Below are 18,149 nucleotides of genomic sequence, written 5' to 3' on the forward strand. Positions count from 1 at the left end.
TAACTGTTGGGATGAGGGTGCCTTGTGGCAATCTCGCCCGCATCCTTGATTGTTGCTGCGCCTTCGTCTTTCTCGGAAATGTGGTGCGGGAACGCCTGATCGGTCGAAGTCGGAGCCTCGAGCTCCGCCTTATCTTCTGAACCTGCTTTTTGCCGCATTGCTTGGCCAAAGAGCAGGCAATCACAAAAAGGAAGGGATTGCCGGTGAGCGATACGAACCAGAGCAACGGAACTCCGAACGGGCAGAAAGGACCGATTATCCCGAAATCGGCGAATGAAGCCCTGCGTCCGGAGCGTGTTCCGGATCCGCCGAAGCGTTCGCGCAAGGCCCGCAGCCAGATGGTCATCTTCCTGAACTTCCTGATGACGCTTGCGGTTTTCGTCGCCGTTGCCGCCATCGGCGGCGCGTATTACGCGTTTTCGATCTATCAGGGTCCCGGTCCTCTGACGACCAACACCAATTTCATCGTGCGCAATGGTGCTGGCCTCAGCGAGATCGCTAACCGCCTGGAATCCAATAACATCATCACCGATCAGCGCATCTTCCGCTGGTTGACGGCCACCTATCTGCATGATGGTGAAACGCTTCGCGCCGGCGAATACGAGATCAAGGCCGGCGCTTCCATGAAGGACATCATGGAGCTGCTGAAGTCCGGCAAGTCGATCCTCTATTCGGTTACTTTGCCGGAAGGGCTTACGGTGCGGCAGATGTTCAACAAGCTGCAGGCCGATGTTGTGCTGGAGGGCGATCTGCCGTCGGCCCTGCCGCCGGAAGGCAGTCTGAGACCGGACACCTATAAGTTCACGCGCGGTACCAAGCGCACCGAAATCGTTCAGCAGATGGCGGCGGCACAGGCCAAACTGGTCGATCAGATTTGGGAGAAGCGCGATTCCAGCGTCCAGCTGGCGAGCAAGCAGGATTTCATCACGCTGGCTTCCATGGTGGAGAAGGAAACCGGTGTGGCGGACGAACGCGCCCATGTCGCTTCCGTCTTCCTGAACCGGTTGGGCAAGGGTATGCGCCTGCAGTCCGACCCGACGGTCATCTATGGCCTCTTCGGTGGTGAAGGAAAGCCGTCCGATCGCCCCATCTACCAGTCCGACCTGAAGAAGGACACGCCTTATAATACCTACCTCATCAAGGGCTTGCCGCCGACGCCGATCGCAAATCCGGGCAAGGATGCTCTGGAGGCCGTCGCCAACCCCTGGAAGACGCAGGACCTCTATTTCGTGGCGGACGGCACCGGTGGACATGTCTTCGCCGCAACGCTGGACGAGCACAATGCCAATGTCAGGCGCTGGCGCAAGCTGGTTGCCGAGAAGGGCGAAGATCCCAGCGCCATTGCCGTTGATGGTCAGCCCGACGATGCTGCCGTAGCCCCCGGTTCGGGCACGCAGCAGAAGAAGAAGACCAACTAATCCTCGCCGCGCCGTGGTCTGCATAGAGTGCCCGGCGTGGATTCACTTTACATTGGCCCGTAATCCGAAGATTTTCGATGGATTGGGGATAGGAACTATCGGAGGCTTGCATGGCGTTGCAGTCCATGACCGGCTTTGCCCGGCGTGAGGGAACGAGTGGTCGTGGCCGCTGGGCATGGGAACTACGCTCCGTGAACGGGAAGGGCTTGGATATCCGCCTGCGCTTGCCGCCGGGCCTGGAGCGCCTCGAAACTGACGTTCGCAAGTCGATCGCGGATCGGCTCTCCCGCGGCAATCTTCAGGTCAGCCTGTCGCTCTCGGTGGAAGAAAGCCGTATCGAGGTCGTCGTGAACCAGGATGCGCTGACGGCGGTCCTGGCGCTACGCGATCAGCTGGCCGGCATCGTGGATCCCGCTCCGCTGCGCCTGGAAAGCCTGATGGCTGTGCGCGGCCTGGTGGAATTCAAGGAAGCCGAGGAAGACGAGGACGCCGTCGCCGCGCGCGACGCAGATATCATGGCCGGCCTCGAGGCGGCACTCGCCGATCTCCGCGACATGCGCCGGCAGGAAGGCGATGCACTCGGCAAGGTTCTGCTCGGTCATGTCGCGACGATCGAGGCGCTGACATCAACGGTCGAGCGCGATCCGTCCCGTTCCCCGCAGGAAATTGCTGCGAGACTGGCGACGCAGGTTTCGATGCTTCTGGACGGCTCGTCGGGCCTTGACCGTGACCGGCTCCATGCCGAAGCTGCCCTTCTCGCCACCAAGGCCGATTTGCGGGAGGAGATCGATCGCCTGAAGGCCCACGTGGCCGCGGCGCGCGATCTGATCTCCAAGGGCGGCCCTGTCGGCCGCAAGCTCGATTTTCTTGCACAGGAATTTAACCGGGAATCGAATACCATCTGTTCGAAATCGAATGCAGCGGCCGTGACTGCCGCCGGCATCGAGCTGAAGGTAGTCATCGACCAGTTCCGCGAACAGGTTCAGAATTTGGAGTAGGCCATGAAGCCGGCGACATCCACATCCATTCCGATCGCCCGCCGGGGGTTGATGCTTGCCATCTCCTCTCCCTCAGGAGCCGGCAAGTCGACGATCGCGCGCACACTGCTCGACAAGGACAAGCAGGTGAGCCTCTCCGTCAGCGTCACGACGCGGCAGCGCAGGCCGAGCGAAATCGAGGGCGTGCACTACCATTTCGTCTCGCAGCGCGAATTCGAGCGCCTTCGCGATTCCGACTCCCTGCTCGAATGGGCGGAGGTACACGGCAATTTCTATGGCACGCCGCGCGAGCCCGTCGAGACGGCGATGTCGGAAGGCCGCGACATGCTCTTCGATATCGACTGGCAAGGCGCCCAGCAGTTGCAGGAGAAGATGCCCGCTGACGTCGTCTCCATCTTCGTGCTGCCGCCGACCATGACGGAGCTACAATCGCGCCTGCATCGCCGTGCTGAGGATTCCGAAGAGGTCATCGCCATGCGCCTCGCCAATTCCAGGGCCGAGATCGCTCACTGGCGCGAATACGACTATGTTATCGTCAATGACGATCTGAACATTGCTTTCGACGCGGTTCAGTCGATCGTCAAGGCCGAGCGCCTGCGTCGCGACCGTCGGCATGGCATGTTCGATTTCGTCCGCGGTCTGCTGGAAGAGACGCCGAAGCTATAAAGCTGGTTACAGGCAGTTTGCCAGCCGACAGAATTCTTCTACCGAAAGCGTTTCGGCGCGGCGCTGCGGGTCGATATCGGCCTTTAGCAGCAGGGCTTCGCCGCCAAGCGGCTTGAGGCTCTGTCGCAGCATCTTGCGGCGCTGGCCGAAGGCGGCCTGGGTTACCTTCTCCAGCTTGTCGACGGCGCAAGGAATAGGGTTTTTCCTCGGCGTCAGATGCACCACGGTCGAGGTCACCTTGGGCGGCGGCGTGAAGGCCTGTGGCGGCACGTCGAAAGCCATGCGGGCCTCTGTCCGCCAGCCGCAGAGCACGCCGAGCCGGCCATAATGATCGTCATCTTCCTGCGCCACGATCCGCTGGCCGACTTCCTTCTGGAACATCAGGGTCAGGGATTGCCAGAAGGGTGGCCATTGCGCCGGCAGAAGCCAGTTCACCAAAAGCTGCGTCCCGACATTATAGGGCAGGTTGGCGATGATCTTCACCGGCCCTTGCGGGGCAAGGGAGGCAAAATCCGTCTTCAGCGCATCGCCTTCGATCACCTCTAGTCGGCCCGGATAGTGATCGGCAATTTCGGCCAACGCCGGCAGACAGCGCGCATCGCGCTCGACGGCGATGACCTTGGCCGCACCGAGCGCCAGGATGGCGCGCGTCAGTCCGCCCGGCCCAGGCCCGACCTCGAAAACGGTGACGCCCTCAAGTGATCCGGCTGCGCGCGCGACCTTCTGGGTCAGATTGAGGTCGAGAAGGAAGTTCTGGCCAAGCGCCTTGCGCGCATCGAGGCCGTGGCGTTGGATTACATCGCGAAGGGGCGGCAAGCCATCGAGAGCGGCCATCAGGGGTTGTTTCCGGTCGTGCTGCTGATTTCGCTGGCCAGCTTCAGCGCAGCGACAAGGCTGTCTTCCTTGGCAATACCTTTACCGGCGATGCCGAAAGCCGTGCCGTGATCCGGAGACGTGCGGACAAAAGGTAAGCCGAGCGTGACATTGACGGAATCGTCGAAGCCGAGCGCTTTGGCCGGGATCAATGCCTGATCGTGATACATGCAGATGGCTACATCGTAACGTCGACGGGCGTCGTCATGGAACATGGTGTCGGCGGGCAGGGGCCCGAATGCGTCGATGCCCTCGGAGCGGAGCCTGTCGATCGCAGGCCGTACGATTTCGTCGTCTTCCTTGCCGAGCGCGCCATTCTCTCCCGCATGCGGATTGAGACCGGCAACGGCAAGACGCGGCTTGGAGATGCCGAAACGGACGCGGAGGTCGTGATCGGTAATCCGGCAGGTTTCGGCGATCAGATCGGAGGTCAACGTTTCAGGCACCTCCTTCAGCGGAATATGGATGGTGACTGGGATCGCGCGAAGCTTGGGACCGGCAAGCAACATGACCGGCATGACCGGCTTTCCAGTGGCGCGCGTTGCAAGATCCGCCAGGAATTCCGTATGGCCGGGAAAGCCGAAACCGGCGTCATAGAGCACCGATTTGGCGATCGGATTGGTGACGACTGCGGATGTCCGGCCGCTCATGCTGAGGGAAACGGCCGTTTCGATGGCGGCAATCGTACCTTTTGCGGTCGCCACATGCGGCTCGCCGGCGATGATATCCATGCCAGCGTCGATCGGCAGGATCGGCAGCGCATCGGGAAAGATATTGCAGGCATTCGCCGGATCGGCAGTCGCAAGCGGTACGGTCAGGCCGAGCTGAGAAGCTCGCGCCTCAAGCACGGCGGTATCGCCAAGAAACAGGAAGGGCGGCAGATCCAGCTCGCGGCGGTGAAGCCAGGCGGCGAGGGTGATGTCGGGACCTATGCCAGCCGGATCCCCCTGCGTGAGCGCGAGGGGGAGGGAGGAGCGCGGTGGCATCGTCAATCAGCGATAGACGATCTGCGCCTTGGAGCGCAGCTCATCCATATACTTCTTGTCATTGGCGCTCACACCCGTTGCCTTGTCCTTACCGATATCCTCGGCACGGAACACGGCAGCGGCGGCGACGTCATCATTCACCTGACGTTGCGAGCAAATGGCGACATATTCGACGCCGCGATCGGTTACGATCGGCGTGGTCGTGTTGCCGGATGCCTTCTCCAGGAGCGGCTTCCACATTTCCGGAACTTCTGGTGCAAGGACGCGGCCAAGGTCCTGGACGGAGACATCACGCATGGTCGCGGCGAAAACCTTTGCCTGGTCGCAGCCCGGGAACTTCGACCGCGATGCTTCGGCTTCCGCCTTGCGCTGATTCAAAATGGCGTTCCGCTTCGCAGCCGGAACGACGAAGACGATCTGCTTCAGGAAATATTCCGTCGTGACCGGCTTCGTCTTGTTTTCCGTCATGCGCGTCACGAGATCGTCGTTCGACATGCGGCTTCTTGCGCCGAAACGTGCATTGACGACCCGCGGCCAGCTCATGGAAACGGCGATATAGGATTTGAAGTGATCGACGCCGACGCCGGCCTTTTCGAGAATCTGGCTAAGCTGTGCCGGTGTCATCTTGTTGCTGGAGGCGAAACGGCCGAAGGCGGCATCGACGTCCGTCGTCGAAACGGACATGCGCAGGCGGGAGATCTCCGCGCGCTTCAGCGTTTCGTCAACAAGCTGCTCTTTGGCAAGCTTGTTCAGATCGCCTTTCTGGCGCTGCAATTTGAGGAAGGCGACGCGCCTGGCTATGTCGCCGGATGTGATTACCTGGCTATTGACGAGGACTTTCACTTCGCTTGCTGCGAAAGCAACATCGCTGCTCGGCACGGCGAAGCTCGCCATAACCAAGGCCGCGGCTCCGAACAACAGAGCGCGCATCGGTGTCTTTCCAGAAAACATCAATTACCCCTTCCCAAAGGTATTTCCTGCCAGCATGGCGCCGTTTTGGTGCGTCTGTCGGCGCAATACGGCAACTTCGCGCCACATGTCTACATCAAGCGCGATGAATTGCAAAATCCTTGCGGCGAAACAATGACACGACAGCGCCGCGCGTCATATGTGACGCGCAAAGGTCGTTGTAGTATTTTAAATCTGCCGCGCAATTCCTTAAATCGATCCAGATTTAAGGAATTGCGCGGTAGGCAGCGGCCAACCGCATCCATGCAAAAGAGCCGGCGATAAAGCCGGCTCTCTGCAGTTTCGATTCAGATCAGAATGTTGCGTCCTGAACGCTGCCGAGGTTGACGTCGCCAAGCGTACGGAAGGTCAGGCGAGCGCCGATCGACCAATTGGTGGCCGAGCTGGCTGTCGAATCCTTCTTGTCGAGGAATGACACGGTGAAGATCGTGCATTCGTCCTCATAGGAAAGACCGACGCCCTGGCGAGTGATCTCATTGCTGTTGAGATCATAGCTGACCGTGCCGAAGACGGACCAGTATTCCTTGAACTTGATCTGCGCGCGCGACTGGATTTCGTCCTGATTGCTGGTGAAACCATATTGCGGCTGGGCCGCAATATGCGTGTAGATCAAGGATGTCTGGAACACATCGTTCGAGAAGCCGACTGCCGTATCCCCGCGACGGAAGGCGAAATCCTTCTCGTCGAAGCGGTAGGACTGCGACAGCGAAATGCCCTGCGGCGTCGTCAAGCCGAACATGGTGACATAGTCAGAACGGGTGGTTTCAAGTCCCGAATCCGAACCTGCACCGACCAGATCGTCGGTCGCAAAGGAGTTGCGTCCCGCGAGCTGATAGGACTGTCCGAAAATATGCTGCAGTTTGTAACCGCTGTCGAAGCTGGCGGTGTAGCGCCACCCGACATTGGCACGCGTGCCGCCTTCAATGCGGTCGAAGCCCGAGAACTTGTCACGATCAAACAGGTTGGTCGCATCGAAGACAAAGCTCTGCGCGTCTTCATTCGGCAGCCGTCCGGCAAGTTGCTCGTCCGGGCGCACATAGATCTGTGCGATCGGCTCGAACACGTGGGTGCTATTGCTTGTCGTAATGAGGAACGGATACTTGGCTTCGAGACCCAGGGTCGCCATGCCGCGCGCGGCATAGTCGCTGTTGTCATAATTGCCGGAGTAGGTGTTGGCCGCCGGCCCGTTCATGTCCAGGCCGTAGACGTCGCCGCGAAGTGCTGCCAGCGGCGTCAAAACCAGACCCTGATCCGTGGTGAAGGTACGCTGCCACTGCAGCTCGGTGCTCAGACGCGTATAATCTCCGGAAAGACCGAGGTAGCGGTCATTCAGACTGGCGTCGCCGAGATTTGCGACATTATCGAGCACAGACGTCTTATCACGCGACAGATGCGTGAAATTCATCGTTGCCGACAGCTCGCCTCCGTAAACCGAGTTCGGATCGACATAGTGATAATCGACGCTCGGATAGACATATGCCTGCTGCTTCTGCGCCGTGGCGTTATCGTCTGTGTCCTGCACGTTATAGTAGAAGGCGCGCATATCGAAGAAATTGCGCTTTCCGATGCCGGTCAGATAGGCTTGGTTCGTATGGGTGCTCTGGTTGAGACCATCCAGGCCATAGGTGCGCGAGAAGTTATTATCGCTCTGCGCCATGACATCCCAGCCGAAAGTCCAGCGAGGATTGATCCTGAAATCTGCCTTGGAGCTGATCATGCCGCGTGTTTTGTGCTCGGCATCGGTCGTACCGGCCGTGAAGGCGTCCGGATTCATCTGGCTGATGCCGGCAACACGCAGGGTGTGAGTGCCGTTCTCGAAGCGCTGGCGGAATTCACCTTGAAGCAGCAGACCCTGATTGCTGTAGCCCGTTGCGGTGACCGTAGCATCCATGCTCGGCGAGATGACGTAATAATAAGGAACCGTTACACCGACACCGAGACGCTGGGAAACAGTCACCGACGGGAACAGGAAGCCGGACTTGCGCTTGACCGTATTGTCGGGAACCGTAATCCACGGAACATAGGCGATCGGCTGTCCGAACAACTCGAAACGGGCGTGCTCGAGACGAATCGTGTGTGTCACGCCGTTCTGGACGACACGCTGTGCTTTGACCTGCCACAGTGGCGCGCGGCCTTGCTCGGAACAGGCCATGCAAGCGGTATAGACGCCTTTTGTGAGAATCAGCTGATTGCCGCCGACCCGCTCGCCCTTTTCGGCGACCATACGGGTGTTGTCCGGCATTTCGATGCGCAGAGCGTTGACGAAACCGTCGGAGAAGCTGTCGGTGACGTCCATTTTGTCACCGTACATGCGATTGCCGTCCGGGGTGATCAGCTCGACATTGCCGAGAGCCGTCATCCGCCCGGATTTCTGATTATATTCAACCTTCTGGGCGACCATTCTATAGCCGCCATAGTTGATCTGGACCGCACCCGTCGCCGTGACGATCTGCGTATCCTTGTTATAGACCAATTCGTTGGACGAAAGGACTAGCTTAGAGCCTTCCGGCACCTTCACCTTGATAGGGGAGGTCGCAGCGCCGGTGCCGCCATTGTTGGTGTTGGCATTATTATTATTGGCCTGGGCGTAAGCGACGACCGGACTCAAAATATATGCACACGCGGCCGTGCCCGTAACGAGGGCAGCCACATACTTTCTGATACTCTTGCGGTTGCCTGCCGCCACTTAGCCGTCCTCCTGATGAAGCAGGATCGTTGCCCCGAATGCCAATGCGACGATCACGGGTATCCATGCCGCCACGTAGGGAGGAACCACTCCGCTGCTCCCGAATGCCTTTACAAGCACGGTGACAACATAAAGCACGAAGCCGGAGAGGATTCCACCCAGAATCACAGAGCGCGATTGATTGAATCTACTGAATTTTAGGGACACGGTTGCCGCAATCAGAGTCATTGCCACGAGAAGGAATGGCTGTGACAGCAGCGAATGAAACTGTGTCTCAAGTGCGTTGGTCGAGATGCCGAAGGAGCGTGCGACCTTTATTCGATTAGAAAGATCATAAAAAGCAATGGTTTCCGGTTGCGCCAAACGTTGCGAGACGAAATCCTGTTTCAGATTCGTACGGACCTGTATCGAATTTTTGTGATCCGGAATTTCGCCCGGCCGCCGTTCGACAACATTGTTAAGAAGCCAGTAACCATCTTCCAACTTTGCCGAGTCCGCATCCTGTCGCAGGACGATATTTCCCTGTGAATCGAAGTGGATAAACACGACGCCCGTCAGGGTCGTTCCGTTATTCAGAATGGCCTTTGCACCAATGATCGTGTCGTCTTTTCCGTTGGACTGGCGCAGCCACGGAATCGAAAGTGTATTGCGATAGGACGGGTCGCCGCGCAGATCGGCTTCGATCGCTTCGGCATGTCGCTGGCCCCATGCTGCTACCGGATTGAGGGCAAGCATGGTCAGAAGCCCGACGCAGAAAGCCCCCATCAGAAAGGGCGTCATGAACTGCCAGACGGAAATGCCGGCAGCGCGTGCGATAACCAGCTCGCGGCGGCGATTGAGGGCGATCAGTACCGTCATGCCCACGAAGAGCGCGATGAACGGCACCGTCTGCTGCAGGATGAATGGCAGTCTGACCGCCGTCATCAGCAAGCCGATGGAGACGGTATATCCGGGCAGGCCGGCAAGCCGCCCAGCGGTCTCGCTGAAATCGACGAGATAAACGATCGAGAGGACGCCGAGGAAGAACCAGAACGTCGTCACGATGTAACGCGTGAAGAAGTAGCGCCCGAGCGTGCCGAAAATCATGCACCGCCCCCGTTCGAGCTGCCTGGTGCGGTCGGCATGCGGTCCTGAACTCTTTGCCGCCAGTTGCTGAGGCGGTTGCGGATCGAGACGGGCATCGTCATCTTCCGGTTCCGCAGCAAGAGGATGATCGCGATAAGCGCCGCAATGATATTGATTGCGTAGAGAACGCCGATGAATTTGGCTGAATGGTCGATCTGGTTGGCAGCGTAGAAATCCGCCCAGCGCAACGCGAAGGATAGGGTCAGCGCCGATACCATCGGATGTAGCCGCGCCTCGCGATGTGATCGCGCATCACCGGCGATAACAAGCGATATCAGCGCAAAGATTGCCGGCAGCGCCCAGTCGTTGAGGCGGCGATGCAATTCGGCGCGGTAATCGCCAGGTCTTTGCTTGTAGTCCGGATCGTTCGTATCCGGATTGAACAGGAAGCCGAGGCTGCGGTCGCTGGCGCGCGCATTTGCCTGGCCGCGGCTTTGCGTCATATCCGACAAGTCGAAGGAGTAGGAATCGAACTTGATGACCGAGACGCTACCATCGGGCGTCTTGCGGTGCACCTCGCCATCCTTCATCAGCAGCGACGTACCGCTCGGATCGACGGCGCCTTCCTTGGCATAATAGATGAGGTCAAAGGCTGGGTCGCGGGAATCGACGACGAACAGCCCCTTCAGGATTCGTCCCGAAAGGCGCTGCGAGATCTGCACATAGAGCCCATCCTCGATGCGCCGGAAGTTCTTCTCTTCGATCACGGTGGACAGAAGATCGGCATAGGCTTCGGCCACCATCTGGCGGGCGGCGACGCGCGCTCTCGGCTCGACGACATTGTCGACGAAAAAGGAGAAGACGCTAATCGCAATGGCGAGAATCATGATCGGGCGGATGATGATGCTGCGCTTCGCGCCGGCAGCTTCCATGACGGTCAGCTCGGAATCGCTGTTCATCGCCGTCAAGGTCTGCGTGATGCCGATGACCAATGCGAAAGGCAGAACGATCGGGATGATCGTCGGCAGAATGAGCGTCGCGAGCTTCGCAAACGAGCCCATCGACTGGCCGCTATCGGTCACGAGATTGATGCGTTGCAGGACCTGGGTGGTCCAAATAATGGCGAGCACTGGCAGCAGCGCTACCAGGAACATCATACCGACACGCCGTACGATATATGTCTCGAATAACTTCATGCCGGCCCTTAAACGCAACAGCTGCCGAACGAGCCGACAGAGATTCACCCTCCTCTACGCTGTTTACGTTTTTTTGGCGACAACCAACTCGAAAAAAATTCGTTAATTTTCCGAGATTCTTCTGTCGTGTGTCGTTTGGGATAAAGCGAGCAGCGCGGCGAATATGACAAGCGAGGAAAGCCAGCCGAGGACGGCATCGGAAAGATAGTGTCCGCCAAAAGCGACCCGAAGCGCGGGGATGAGGATCGAAACGGCCGCGATCGGCAATGCGGCAGCCGATCGGTACGGCTGCGGGATGATGAGGATCAGGCAGAACAGCCAGCCCGCAGCCGCCGCTTCGCCTGAAATGAACGAACAGTTGCTGACACATTTTCCGGCGAAGGATCCCGCATGGACGAAGTCGAGCGTGCCGCCGAAGAGGTCGGTCTGCCTCGGACGCGGACGCCCCGAAAAAGCCTTCAGCCACAGATTGACGACCAGCACCGGACCGATCAGCAGCGAACCGAGGGCGATCTTGAGATTGCGCGCCCGCAGCTTGTTGAAGGTCGCACCGTGATGCTGCCAGCACTGAAACAGCATCCAGACGAGAACGGCGGCGACGATATAGGGAAGCTGGAAGAATATCTCCCGCAGCAGCCGCATATGCGTGTCGGCACTGTAGGGGAAGATGCCGCATATCCGATCCAGGCGAGCGCCTGCCGGACATTGCTGCGGCAGAAAAAACATATTCGCGACGGTAAGGTCGATCTGTGGAAAAGCCGAGAAGAGGCCGAGCAGCGCCCACCAGAGACAGAAGAGGACGATGAAGGCATCGCCCGCAGTGCGCGGTCGCAGAATCTCGGGGAAGCGGTCTTCACGGTTGAAACTGTTGAAATCTAAGATCAAGGCGGCTTTCCGGCAAAAGATCAAGCCGCCACTGAGGACGGACAAAACACCATAGCGTATAGCCTATCTACGTTAAATGACAGGGATTTGAAATCGAAGGAACGGGGAATGCTTTGCCAAACGCTTGTATTCCTTAGCCAGACCTTGAATGATGGTTGTGCAAAGTTCTCTCACTACGACGCATATTATCGGAGCAGAAATGTCTGTGAAATTCGAGATTTCCTTCGCCAAGTCGGCTCGTCTCAGCGGCGGTCTGGCCATTCTCCTGAAAGGAACGGACAGTGAGCTGCCGGCTGGTGCCGAAAGCGCCGATCCGGCGAATATTTTCGCCAAGGCGGCGCCGGTATCCGGCTTCAAGAGCAAAGCGTTGAGCAGTCTGGATATCATCGCGCCCGAGGCCTCGCCCGTCGACCGGATCATCGTCATCGGTGCCGGCAAGGCCAAGGACCTGACCGCGCACGACTGGCTGAAGCTTGGCGGCACCGCCGCTGCAAAAATCCGCAACACGGAGAAGGTCGCGATTTTCCTCGATGCACCCAGTGTCGAAGTCGGGCCAAAGGAAGCGGCCGATTTTGCCCTGGGCATGCTTCTGCGTGCCTACAGCTTCGATACCTACAAGACGAAGAAGGGCGATGAGGACGAGAAGGGGGCCTCCCGCAAGGCGGTGAAGGTGACGATCGTTACCCAGGAAGCGGCTGCGGCCAAGAAACTCTATGCGACCTCCGAAGCCGTGGCCGGCGGCGTGATTCTCGCGCGCGATCTCGTCAACGAGCCGCCGAATGTTCTCGGTCCCGTCGAATTTGCGGCCAAGGCCAAGGAACTGGAAAAACTTGGCGTCGAGATCGAAATCCTGACGGAGCGGGAAATGCGCCGGCTCGGCATGGCGGCCCTGCTGGGCGTCGCGCAAGGGTCCGCCCGTCCGCCGCGGCTGGTGGTCATGCAATGGAAGGGCGGCAAGGCGAAAGACAAGCCGGTCGCCTTCATCGGCAAGGGCGTCGTTTTCGACACCGGTGGTATCTCTATCAAGCCGGCTGCCGGCATGGAGGAGATGAAGGGCGATATGGGCGGGGCGGCCGCCGTTACCGGCCTCATGCATACGCTTGCCGCGCGCGAAGCCAAGGTCAACGCCATCGGCGTCATCGGTCTTGTGGAAAACATGCCCGACGGCAATGCACAGCGCCCGGGCGATATCGTCACCTCCATGTCCGGCCAGACGATCGAGATCATCAACACGGATGCCGAGGGCCGGCTCGTTCTCTGCGACGCACTCTGGTACACCAACGACCGTTTCAAGCCGCAGTTCATGATCAATCTGGCGACGTTGACCGGCGCGATCCTCGTCGCGCTCGGCAATTTGCAAGCCGGCCTGTTCTGCAATGACGACAAGCTGGCGGGCGAGCTGACGACGGCAGGCCTTGTGACCGACGAGCGCCTTTGGCGCATGCCGCTCGGCAAGGACTATGACAAGATGATCGACAGCAAGTTCGCCGATATGAAGAATACCGGTGGACGCCACGCAGGTTCGATCACCGCTGCCCAGTTCCTCAAGCGCTTTGTCGGCGACACGCCCTGGGCGCATCTCGATATCGCCGGCACGGCGATGGGCTCGGTTCAGGATGAGATCAATCAGTCCTGGGGTTCGGGCTTCGGCGTGCGCCTGCTCGATGAACTGGTCCGTTCCAATTACGAATCGTGACCAGCCGGATTTTGTGAGATAGAGCCTTTCCACTTTTCTTCGAATCGCGAAAACGCTCTATCCTTTTTTCCGACGCAATTCCGAACGGAAAACCGCTTCGCACTTTTCCTGGAATTGCTTTAGAAGAGGCGTCATGACCGACGTTCTCTTTTATCATCTGACGGAATCGAAGCTTGAAGACGCCCTGCCGCCGCTGATCGACAAGAGTGTCGAACGTGGCTGGCAGGTCGCTGTGCAGATGCGCGAGCCGGCCAGGCGCGATCTCCTTGACAGCCATCTCTGGACCTATCGGGAGGACAGCTTTCTGCCGCATGGCACCGATGAAGATGAGATGGCAAGTCGCCAGCCCGTGCTGCTGACGATTTCGCCTGATAATATAAATGATGCCACCGTACGTTTCTTCATCGACGGCGCTGAGGTGACGGATGTCGGAGCCTATCAGCGCGTCGTGCTGATGTTCGACGGCTACGATCAGGAACAGTTGGAAAGCGCGCGGGCCCAATGGAAACGCCTGAAAGGCGAGGGGCATAACCTTACCTATTGGCAGCAGACGCAGGACGGTCGGTGGGAGAAGAAGGCCTGACCTTTTTCCGCTCGTGAAGAGCTACGCGCCTTCCGACAGGATCTTCTGAATGAAATCCTTCTTCGCTGCCGTATAGGATGCGCGATCATTGGCATATTTTGCCGCAAGCTCGATCTTCAGCGCTTCGTAGGCATGCGCCAGATCCGGTTCTCTGCGCAACCGGTCGCGAAAGATGAGGAAGTTGCGCCAGGTCGGGCCATTATATTCGACCACATGCACGAGATGCGTGCGGGTATCCCCTTCTATGTCTCGGCCGAAAATATGGTCGTCCGGGACGATATTGCTGCCGGCATAGACGTAGCCGATGGAGGCCATGGGCTCGACACAGGCAAGCCCATCCTCGAAGCGCCGCACGCCAACGGCAATATCGATGATCGGCTTGGCTTTTATCGTTGGGATCGACGTGCTGCCGAAATGCTGGACATCGACGGCAAGGTCGCCGAGAGCCTTGCGAATGGCAGCTTCCTCCAGCAAATAGGCTTCGTGCCAGCTCTGGTTCGGGTCGGCGAGCTTGACGGACTTGTTGCCGACGCCGAGGCCAAAAGATTGTTCATGCTCCGATGCCATAGGCATCTCTCCAGTGAAGACGATGCGCCACGCTAGCACGCCGTGGGCGGCATTGTCTTCACCGGGAAAGCCTCATCAATCGTAAAATGCTTCAACGAATTTGCGCTTGCCGAGCATGAAGGCATCGGCGACGTGGCGCAGCGGCGAAACGTCGACGTCGGATGTACTGGCTTTGACGATTTCGGCAAAGCGGCGATAGAGCGAGGGATATTCTGCCTCGGGCGCCGAGAATTTCAGCTCGCCATTGACGGAAAGCTTGGAACCGCCTTCGGCAAGAAGCATCTGGCCGGCGTCCGTTTCGGCGACGATATCCCAGCTCTGCTTGCCGGTCTGGCGCCAGTCGAACTCGGCGTGGACGGGAAGGCCGGTTCCGCTCTTGAAGCGCAGATCGGCCGCGATCGGCGAATCACGGTTTTCCGGGAATTCGAGCGTCGCGCCGGTCAGGAAGAGCGGCGGCAGAATGTGGGTGACGATCGACAGCGCATTGATGCCGGGATCGAAGACGCCGAGACCGCCAGCCTGCCAGATCCATTCCTGGTTCGGATGCCAGTGACGGACATCTTCCTTCCAGATCACATGAGCGCTGCGGATATTTGTGCTGGCGAGGAAGCTCTTTGCAGCCTCCACGGCCGGCGCATAGCGCGAGTGCCAGCTTGCAAAGAGCGAGACGCCCTTACCTTTTGCCAGGTTCTCGAGATCGGCCACTTCGCTGAGCGTCGCGCCCGGCGGCTTCTCCAGGAAAACATGCTTGCCGGCCGAAAGCGCCTTGTATGCGGCTTCATAGCGGTATTGCGGCGGCATGCAGAGAGAAACGGCATCGATCTCCGGTACAGCGTCGAGCATGGTTTCGATGGTCGTGAAGGCCGGGATCCCTTCGACAGTGCCATGACGGCTTGCCGTAGCGATCAGTTTGAAATCCGCATTGTTCGCGATGGACGGAAGATGCTGGTCGCGGACGATTTTGCCGACACCGACGATAGCGAGGTTGATGGGGGACATGGGTGTCTCTCGATTAGTATGATTATTGATGCGATCTTTATCAGAATGCCGCATGCGGGCAAGGGCGGCAAATCGCAAATGCAGCCGTCAGGTCCAATCTTGATGCTTGGAAAACGGGTGCCGGCTCTTGATTCACAGCCTGAAATCGGCACTCTTCCTCTGCGCAGCCAAAAGATCCGGGAAGAATCGCTGCGGGGGGAAATCATGAAAACATTGCTCGGCTTCAGCCGAATCGTCGACTATGTGACTGAGATCATCGGAAAATCAGTCTCATGGCTTATTCTGGTCGCTGTCTTGGTCAGCGCCGGAAATGCCGTTGTCCGCAAGGTCTTCAACACATCGTCCAATGCCTGGCTGGAAGCGCAATGGTATCTGTTCGGCGCCGCCTTCATGCTCGCCGCCGCCTATACGCTGCGCCAGAACGAGCATATCCGCATCGATATCATCTACGGCTCCCTGCCGCGCCGCGTGCAGCACTGGATCGATCTCATCGGCCACTGCCTGTTCCTGATGCCTTTCGTGCTGCTGATGGTCTACGATCTCGTGCCCTATGTCCGCATCTCCTTCCTATCAGGGGAAGTTTCCTCGAGTGCCGGCGGCCTGATCATCTGGCCGGGCAAGGCCTTGTTGCTGGCGGGCTTCTTTCTGCTGGCGCTGCAGGGGATCTCCGAAATCATCAAGAAGATCGCCGTCATGCGCGGCGATATGGATGATCCGACTCCCTATGTGCCGACGCATGCGCCGCTCGATGTCGAAACCCCGACCGGGGAGGCGCGCTGATGCTCGAATTCATTGCTGGGAACATGGCGCCGATCATGTTCGCCTCGCTGATCATTTTCCTGCTTCTGGGCTATCCCGTCGCCTTCGCGCTTGCTGCGAACGGACTGCTGTTCTTCTGGATCGGTGTCGAGCTCGCACCCTATTCGGGCGGGACCATCAATCTCTCATGGCCGCTTCTCAACGCGTTGCCGGATCGATTCTGGGGGGTGATGTCGAACGACACGCTGCTGGCGATCCCGTTCTTCACCTTCATGGGCATCGTGCTGGAGCGATCCGGCATGGCCGAAGACCTGCTCGACACGATCGGCCAGCTGTTCGGGCCGATCCGCGGGGGGCTTGCCTATGCGGTGATTTTCGTCGGAGCGCTGCTGGCGGCCACCACCGGCGTCGTTGCCGCTTCGGTCATTGCCATGGGTCTGATCTCGCTACCGATCATGTTGCGCTATGGCTATGACCGGCGGGTCGCCTCCGGCGTCATCGCCGCTTCCGGCACGCTGGCGCAGATCATTCCGCCGTCGCTCGTCCTGATCGTGCTTGCCGACCAGCTCGGCCGTTCGGTCGGTGACATGTATGCCGGTGCCCTCATTCCCGGCCTGGTGCTGACCGGTCTCTACATGCTCTATGTATTGATTATGTCGATCGTGAAGCCGAACTCCATGCCGGCATTGCCGAAGGAAGCTCGCTCGCTTGGCTCCGGCGTCACGTCCTTGCTGATCGCATTGCTGATATGCGCCGGCGTGGCCTATGCCGCCCACGTGTACCTGACGCCCGCCTATGGCGAAAACGCCGATATTCTCGGTGCAACGGTTGGCGTCGCCTTCATCTACGCGATCGCCGTGCTCGATAAGAGGATGAAGCTCAACGTGATGTCGCGGCTGGCCCAGCAGGTCATCATCGTCCTCATTCCACCGCTGGCGCTGATCTTCCTCGTGCTTGGCACGATCTTTCTCGGCATCGCGACGCCGACGGAAGGCGGCGCAATGGGGGCAGTGGGCGCGCTCATAATGGCCGCTGCGAAAGGCCGGCTGAACATGGAGGTCATCCGTTCGGCACTGACCTCGACCACCCGGCTTTCGGCCTTCGTGTTGTTCATCCTCATCGGATCGCGCGTCTTTTCGCTGACCTTCTACGGCGTCAACGGCCATGTCTGGGTCGAGCATCTGCTGGTATCGCTGCCCGGCGGGGAGGTCGGCTTCCTGATTGCCGTCAACATCCTTGTCTTCGTGCTGGCCTTCTTTCTCGATTTCTTCGAGCTTGCCTTCATCATCGTACCGTTGTTGGCACCTGCTGCCGAAAAGCTCGGCATCGATCTCATCTGGTTTGGCGTGCTGCTCGGCGTCAACATGCAGACGAGCTTCATGCATCCGCCCTTCGGCTTCGCGCTGTTCTATCTCCGCTCGGTGGCCGCGCGCGTGCCCTATCTCGACAGGGTGACCGGCAAGCAGATCGCGCCCGTCACGACCGGGCAGATCTACTGGGGATCCGTGCCCTTCGTCGGCATCCAGGTCCTGATGGTGGCGTTGACGATCATGTTCCCGCAGATGGTCATGCATTACAAGGGAGCCGGCACCGGCGTCGATCCCAACACGATCAAGATCGAGGTCCCCGGCTTCGGCGCACCCGGCCAGGATAATGGCGGCGGCCTCGGCCTGCCGGGCCTGCAGCTTCCAGGCGGCAATCCGCTTGATAGCAAGCCGGCCGATAAGGGCGGCGGCGCGTCAAACCCGCCGGCCAACGATCTCAGCCAGCCACCGTCGTTTAATTGAGGCATACGGTCTGCAT

Annotated in this window: 16 protein-coding genes; 7 read left to right on the plus strand and 9 right to left on the minus strand. The window is 59.1% G+C overall.

Annotation, left to right across the window (positions count from 1 at the left end; genetic code table 11):
• Positions 1 to 203: 203 nt before the first annotated feature.
• From mltG to gmk, 3 genes are all read left to right on the plus strand, one after another.
• Entirely contained in the window at positions 204 to 1,418 is a 1,215-nt protein-coding gene (gene mltG / locus FBZ97_RS14250; protein ID WP_113329084.1) for an endolytic transglycosylase MltG, read from the plus strand.
• 110 nt (positions 1,419 to 1,528) lie between these two features.
• Positions 1,529 to 2,416: a YicC/YloC family endoribonuclease gene (locus FBZ97_RS14255; RefSeq protein WP_069616192.1), complete on the plus strand. Its 888-nt coding sequence runs from the start codon at positions 1,529 to 1,531 to the stop codon at positions 2,414 to 2,416.
• Between the two features lie 3 nt (positions 2,417 to 2,419).
• Entirely contained in the window at positions 2,420 to 3,082 is a 663-nt protein-coding gene (gene gmk, locus FBZ97_RS14260) for a guanylate kinase (protein ID WP_145320557.1), read from the plus strand.
• A gap of 6 nt (positions 3,083 to 3,088) precedes the next feature.
• Here the strand turns inward: gmk and rsmA are convergent, their stop codons facing one another.
• The 7 genes from rsmA to FBZ97_RS14295 form a co-directional block, all read right to left on the minus strand.
• Positions 3,089 to 3,916, minus strand: coding sequence for a 16S rRNA (adenine(1518)-N(6)/adenine(1519)-N(6))-dimethyltransferase RsmA (gene rsmA / locus FBZ97_RS14265; RefSeq protein WP_145320555.1), 828 nt, complete (start codon positions 3,914 to 3,916; stop codon positions 3,089 to 3,091).
• Entirely contained in the window at positions 3,916 to 4,941 is a 1,026-nt protein-coding gene (gene pdxA, locus FBZ97_RS14270) for a 4-hydroxythreonine-4-phosphate dehydrogenase PdxA (protein WP_145320553.1), read from the minus strand. Before pdxA ends, rsmA begins: the two co-directional genes overlap by 1 nt.
• Positions 4,942 to 4,947: 6 nt before the next feature.
• Positions 4,948 to 5,835, minus strand: coding sequence for a peptidylprolyl isomerase (locus FBZ97_RS14275; RefSeq protein WP_229002101.1), 888 nt, complete (start codon positions 5,833 to 5,835; stop codon positions 4,948 to 4,950).
• Between the two features lie 367 nt (positions 5,836 to 6,202).
• Positions 6,203 to 8,596 (minus strand): LPS-assembly protein LptD, encoded by a 2,394-nt coding sequence (locus FBZ97_RS14280; RefSeq protein ID WP_145320551.1) that lies wholly within the window; start codon positions 8,594 to 8,596, stop codon positions 6,203 to 6,205.
• Positions 8,597 to 9,682 (minus strand): LPS export ABC transporter permease LptG, encoded by a 1,086-nt coding sequence (lptG, locus tag FBZ97_RS14285; protein ID WP_113329080.1) that lies wholly within the window; start codon positions 9,680 to 9,682, stop codon positions 8,597 to 8,599.
• Positions 9,679 to 10,857, minus strand: a complete 1,179-nt coding sequence (gene lptF, locus FBZ97_RS14290) for an LPS export ABC transporter permease LptF (RefSeq protein ID WP_113329079.1) — start codon at positions 10,855 to 10,857, stop codon at positions 9,679 to 9,681. Before lptF ends, lptG begins: the two co-directional genes overlap by 4 nt.
• A 102-nt stretch (positions 10,858 to 10,959) precedes the next feature.
• Entirely contained in the window at positions 10,960 to 11,742 is a 783-nt protein-coding gene (locus FBZ97_RS14295; RefSeq protein WP_145320549.1) for a phosphatase PAP2 family protein, read from the minus strand.
• A gap of 199 nt (positions 11,743 to 11,941) precedes the next feature.
• Here FBZ97_RS14295 and FBZ97_RS14300 point away from each other — a divergent pair, with 199 nt between their 5' ends.
• Together FBZ97_RS14300 and FBZ97_RS14305 are read left to right on the plus strand one after the other, a co-directional pair.
• The gene (locus tag FBZ97_RS14300; protein WP_145320546.1) at positions 11,942 to 13,438 is read left to right on the plus strand and encodes a leucyl aminopeptidase; all 1,497 of its coding nucleotides are present in this window, start codon (positions 11,942 to 11,944) and stop codon (positions 13,436 to 13,438) included.
• 133 nt (positions 13,439 to 13,571) lie between these two features.
• Positions 13,572 to 14,021 carry a DNA polymerase III subunit chi gene (locus FBZ97_RS14305; RefSeq protein WP_095434413.1) on the plus strand — a complete coding sequence of 150 codons (450 nt, stop codon included), beginning with the start codon at positions 13,572 to 13,574 and terminating at the stop codon, positions 14,019 to 14,021.
• Between the two features lie 21 nt (positions 14,022 to 14,042).
• Here FBZ97_RS14305 and FBZ97_RS14310 read toward each other — a convergent pair whose 3' ends face one another.
• The gene (locus FBZ97_RS14310; RefSeq protein ID WP_113351705.1) at positions 14,043 to 14,588 is read right to left on the minus strand and encodes a GrpB family protein; all 546 of its coding nucleotides are present in this window, start codon (positions 14,586 to 14,588) and stop codon (positions 14,043 to 14,045) included.
• A 75-nt stretch (positions 14,589 to 14,663) separates the two neighbouring features.
• Positions 14,664 to 15,587 (minus strand): Gfo/Idh/MocA family oxidoreductase, encoded by a 924-nt coding sequence (locus FBZ97_RS14315; protein WP_145320544.1) that lies wholly within the window; start codon positions 15,585 to 15,587, stop codon positions 14,664 to 14,666.
• 204 nt (positions 15,588 to 15,791) lie between these two features.
• Here FBZ97_RS14315 and FBZ97_RS14320 point away from each other — a divergent pair, with 204 nt between their 5' ends.
• Both FBZ97_RS14320 and FBZ97_RS14325 read left to right on the plus strand, forming a co-directional pair.
• Positions 15,792 to 16,367, plus strand: a complete 576-nt coding sequence (locus tag FBZ97_RS14320) for a TRAP transporter small permease subunit (RefSeq protein ID WP_145320542.1) — start codon at positions 15,792 to 15,794, stop codon at positions 16,365 to 16,367.
• Positions 16,367 to 18,133 carry a TRAP transporter large permease subunit gene (locus FBZ97_RS14325; RefSeq protein ID WP_145320540.1) on the plus strand — a complete coding sequence of 589 codons (1,767 nt, stop codon included), beginning with the start codon at positions 16,367 to 16,369 and terminating at the stop codon, positions 18,131 to 18,133. Before FBZ97_RS14320 ends, FBZ97_RS14325 begins: the two co-directional genes overlap by 1 nt.
• Positions 18,134 to 18,149 lie beyond the last annotated feature (16 nt).

Source organism: Rhizobium sp. ERR 942 (assembly GCF_007828395.1).
Classification (GTDB): domain Bacteria; phylum Pseudomonadota; class Alphaproteobacteria; order Rhizobiales; family Rhizobiaceae; genus Rhizobium; species Rhizobium dioscoreae.

Bases quoted from the DNA above. Each gene is read 5' to 3' on its own strand.
- FBZ97_RS14255 (WP_069616192.1), top strand. From the start codon at position 1,529: ATGGCGTTGCAGTCCATGACCGGCTTTGCCCGGCGTGAGGGAACGAGT.
- gmk (WP_145320557.1), top strand. From the start codon at position 2,420: ATGAAGCCGGCGACATCCACATCCATTCCGATCGCCCGCCGGGGGTTG.
- rsmA (WP_145320555.1), bottom strand. From the start codon at position 3,916: ATGGCCGCTCTCGATGGCTTGCCGCCCCTTCGCGATGTAATCCAACGC.
- pdxA (WP_145320553.1), bottom strand. From the start codon at position 4,941: ATGCCACCGCGCTCCTCCCTCCCCCTCGCGCTCACGCAGGGGGATCCG.
- FBZ97_RS14275 (WP_229002101.1), bottom strand. From the start codon at position 5,835: ATGGCGAGCTTCGCCGTGCCGAGCAGCGATGTTGCTTTCGCAGCAAGC.
- lptG (WP_113329080.1), bottom strand. From the start codon at position 9,682: ATGATTTTCGGCACGCTCGGGCGCTACTTCTTCACGCGTTACATCGTG.
- lptF (WP_113329079.1), bottom strand. From the start codon at position 10,857: ATGAAGTTATTCGAGACATATATCGTACGGCGTGTCGGTATGATGTTC.
- FBZ97_RS14300 (WP_145320546.1), top strand. From the start codon at position 11,942: ATGTCTGTGAAATTCGAGATTTCCTTCGCCAAGTCGGCTCGTCTCAGC.
- FBZ97_RS14305 (WP_095434413.1), top strand. From the start codon at position 13,572: ATGACCGACGTTCTCTTTTATCATCTGACGGAATCGAAGCTTGAAGAC.
- FBZ97_RS14310 (WP_113351705.1), bottom strand. From the start codon at position 14,588: ATGGCATCGGAGCATGAACAATCTTTTGGCCTCGGCGTCGGCAACAAG.
- FBZ97_RS14315 (WP_145320544.1), bottom strand. From the start codon at position 15,587: ATGTCCCCCATCAACCTCGCTATCGTCGGTGTCGGCAAAATCGTCCGC.
- FBZ97_RS14320 (WP_145320542.1), top strand. From the start codon at position 15,792: ATGAAAACATTGCTCGGCTTCAGCCGAATCGTCGACTATGTGACTGAG.
- FBZ97_RS14325 (WP_145320540.1), top strand. From the start codon at position 16,367: ATGCTCGAATTCATTGCTGGGAACATGGCGCCGATCATGTTCGCCTCG.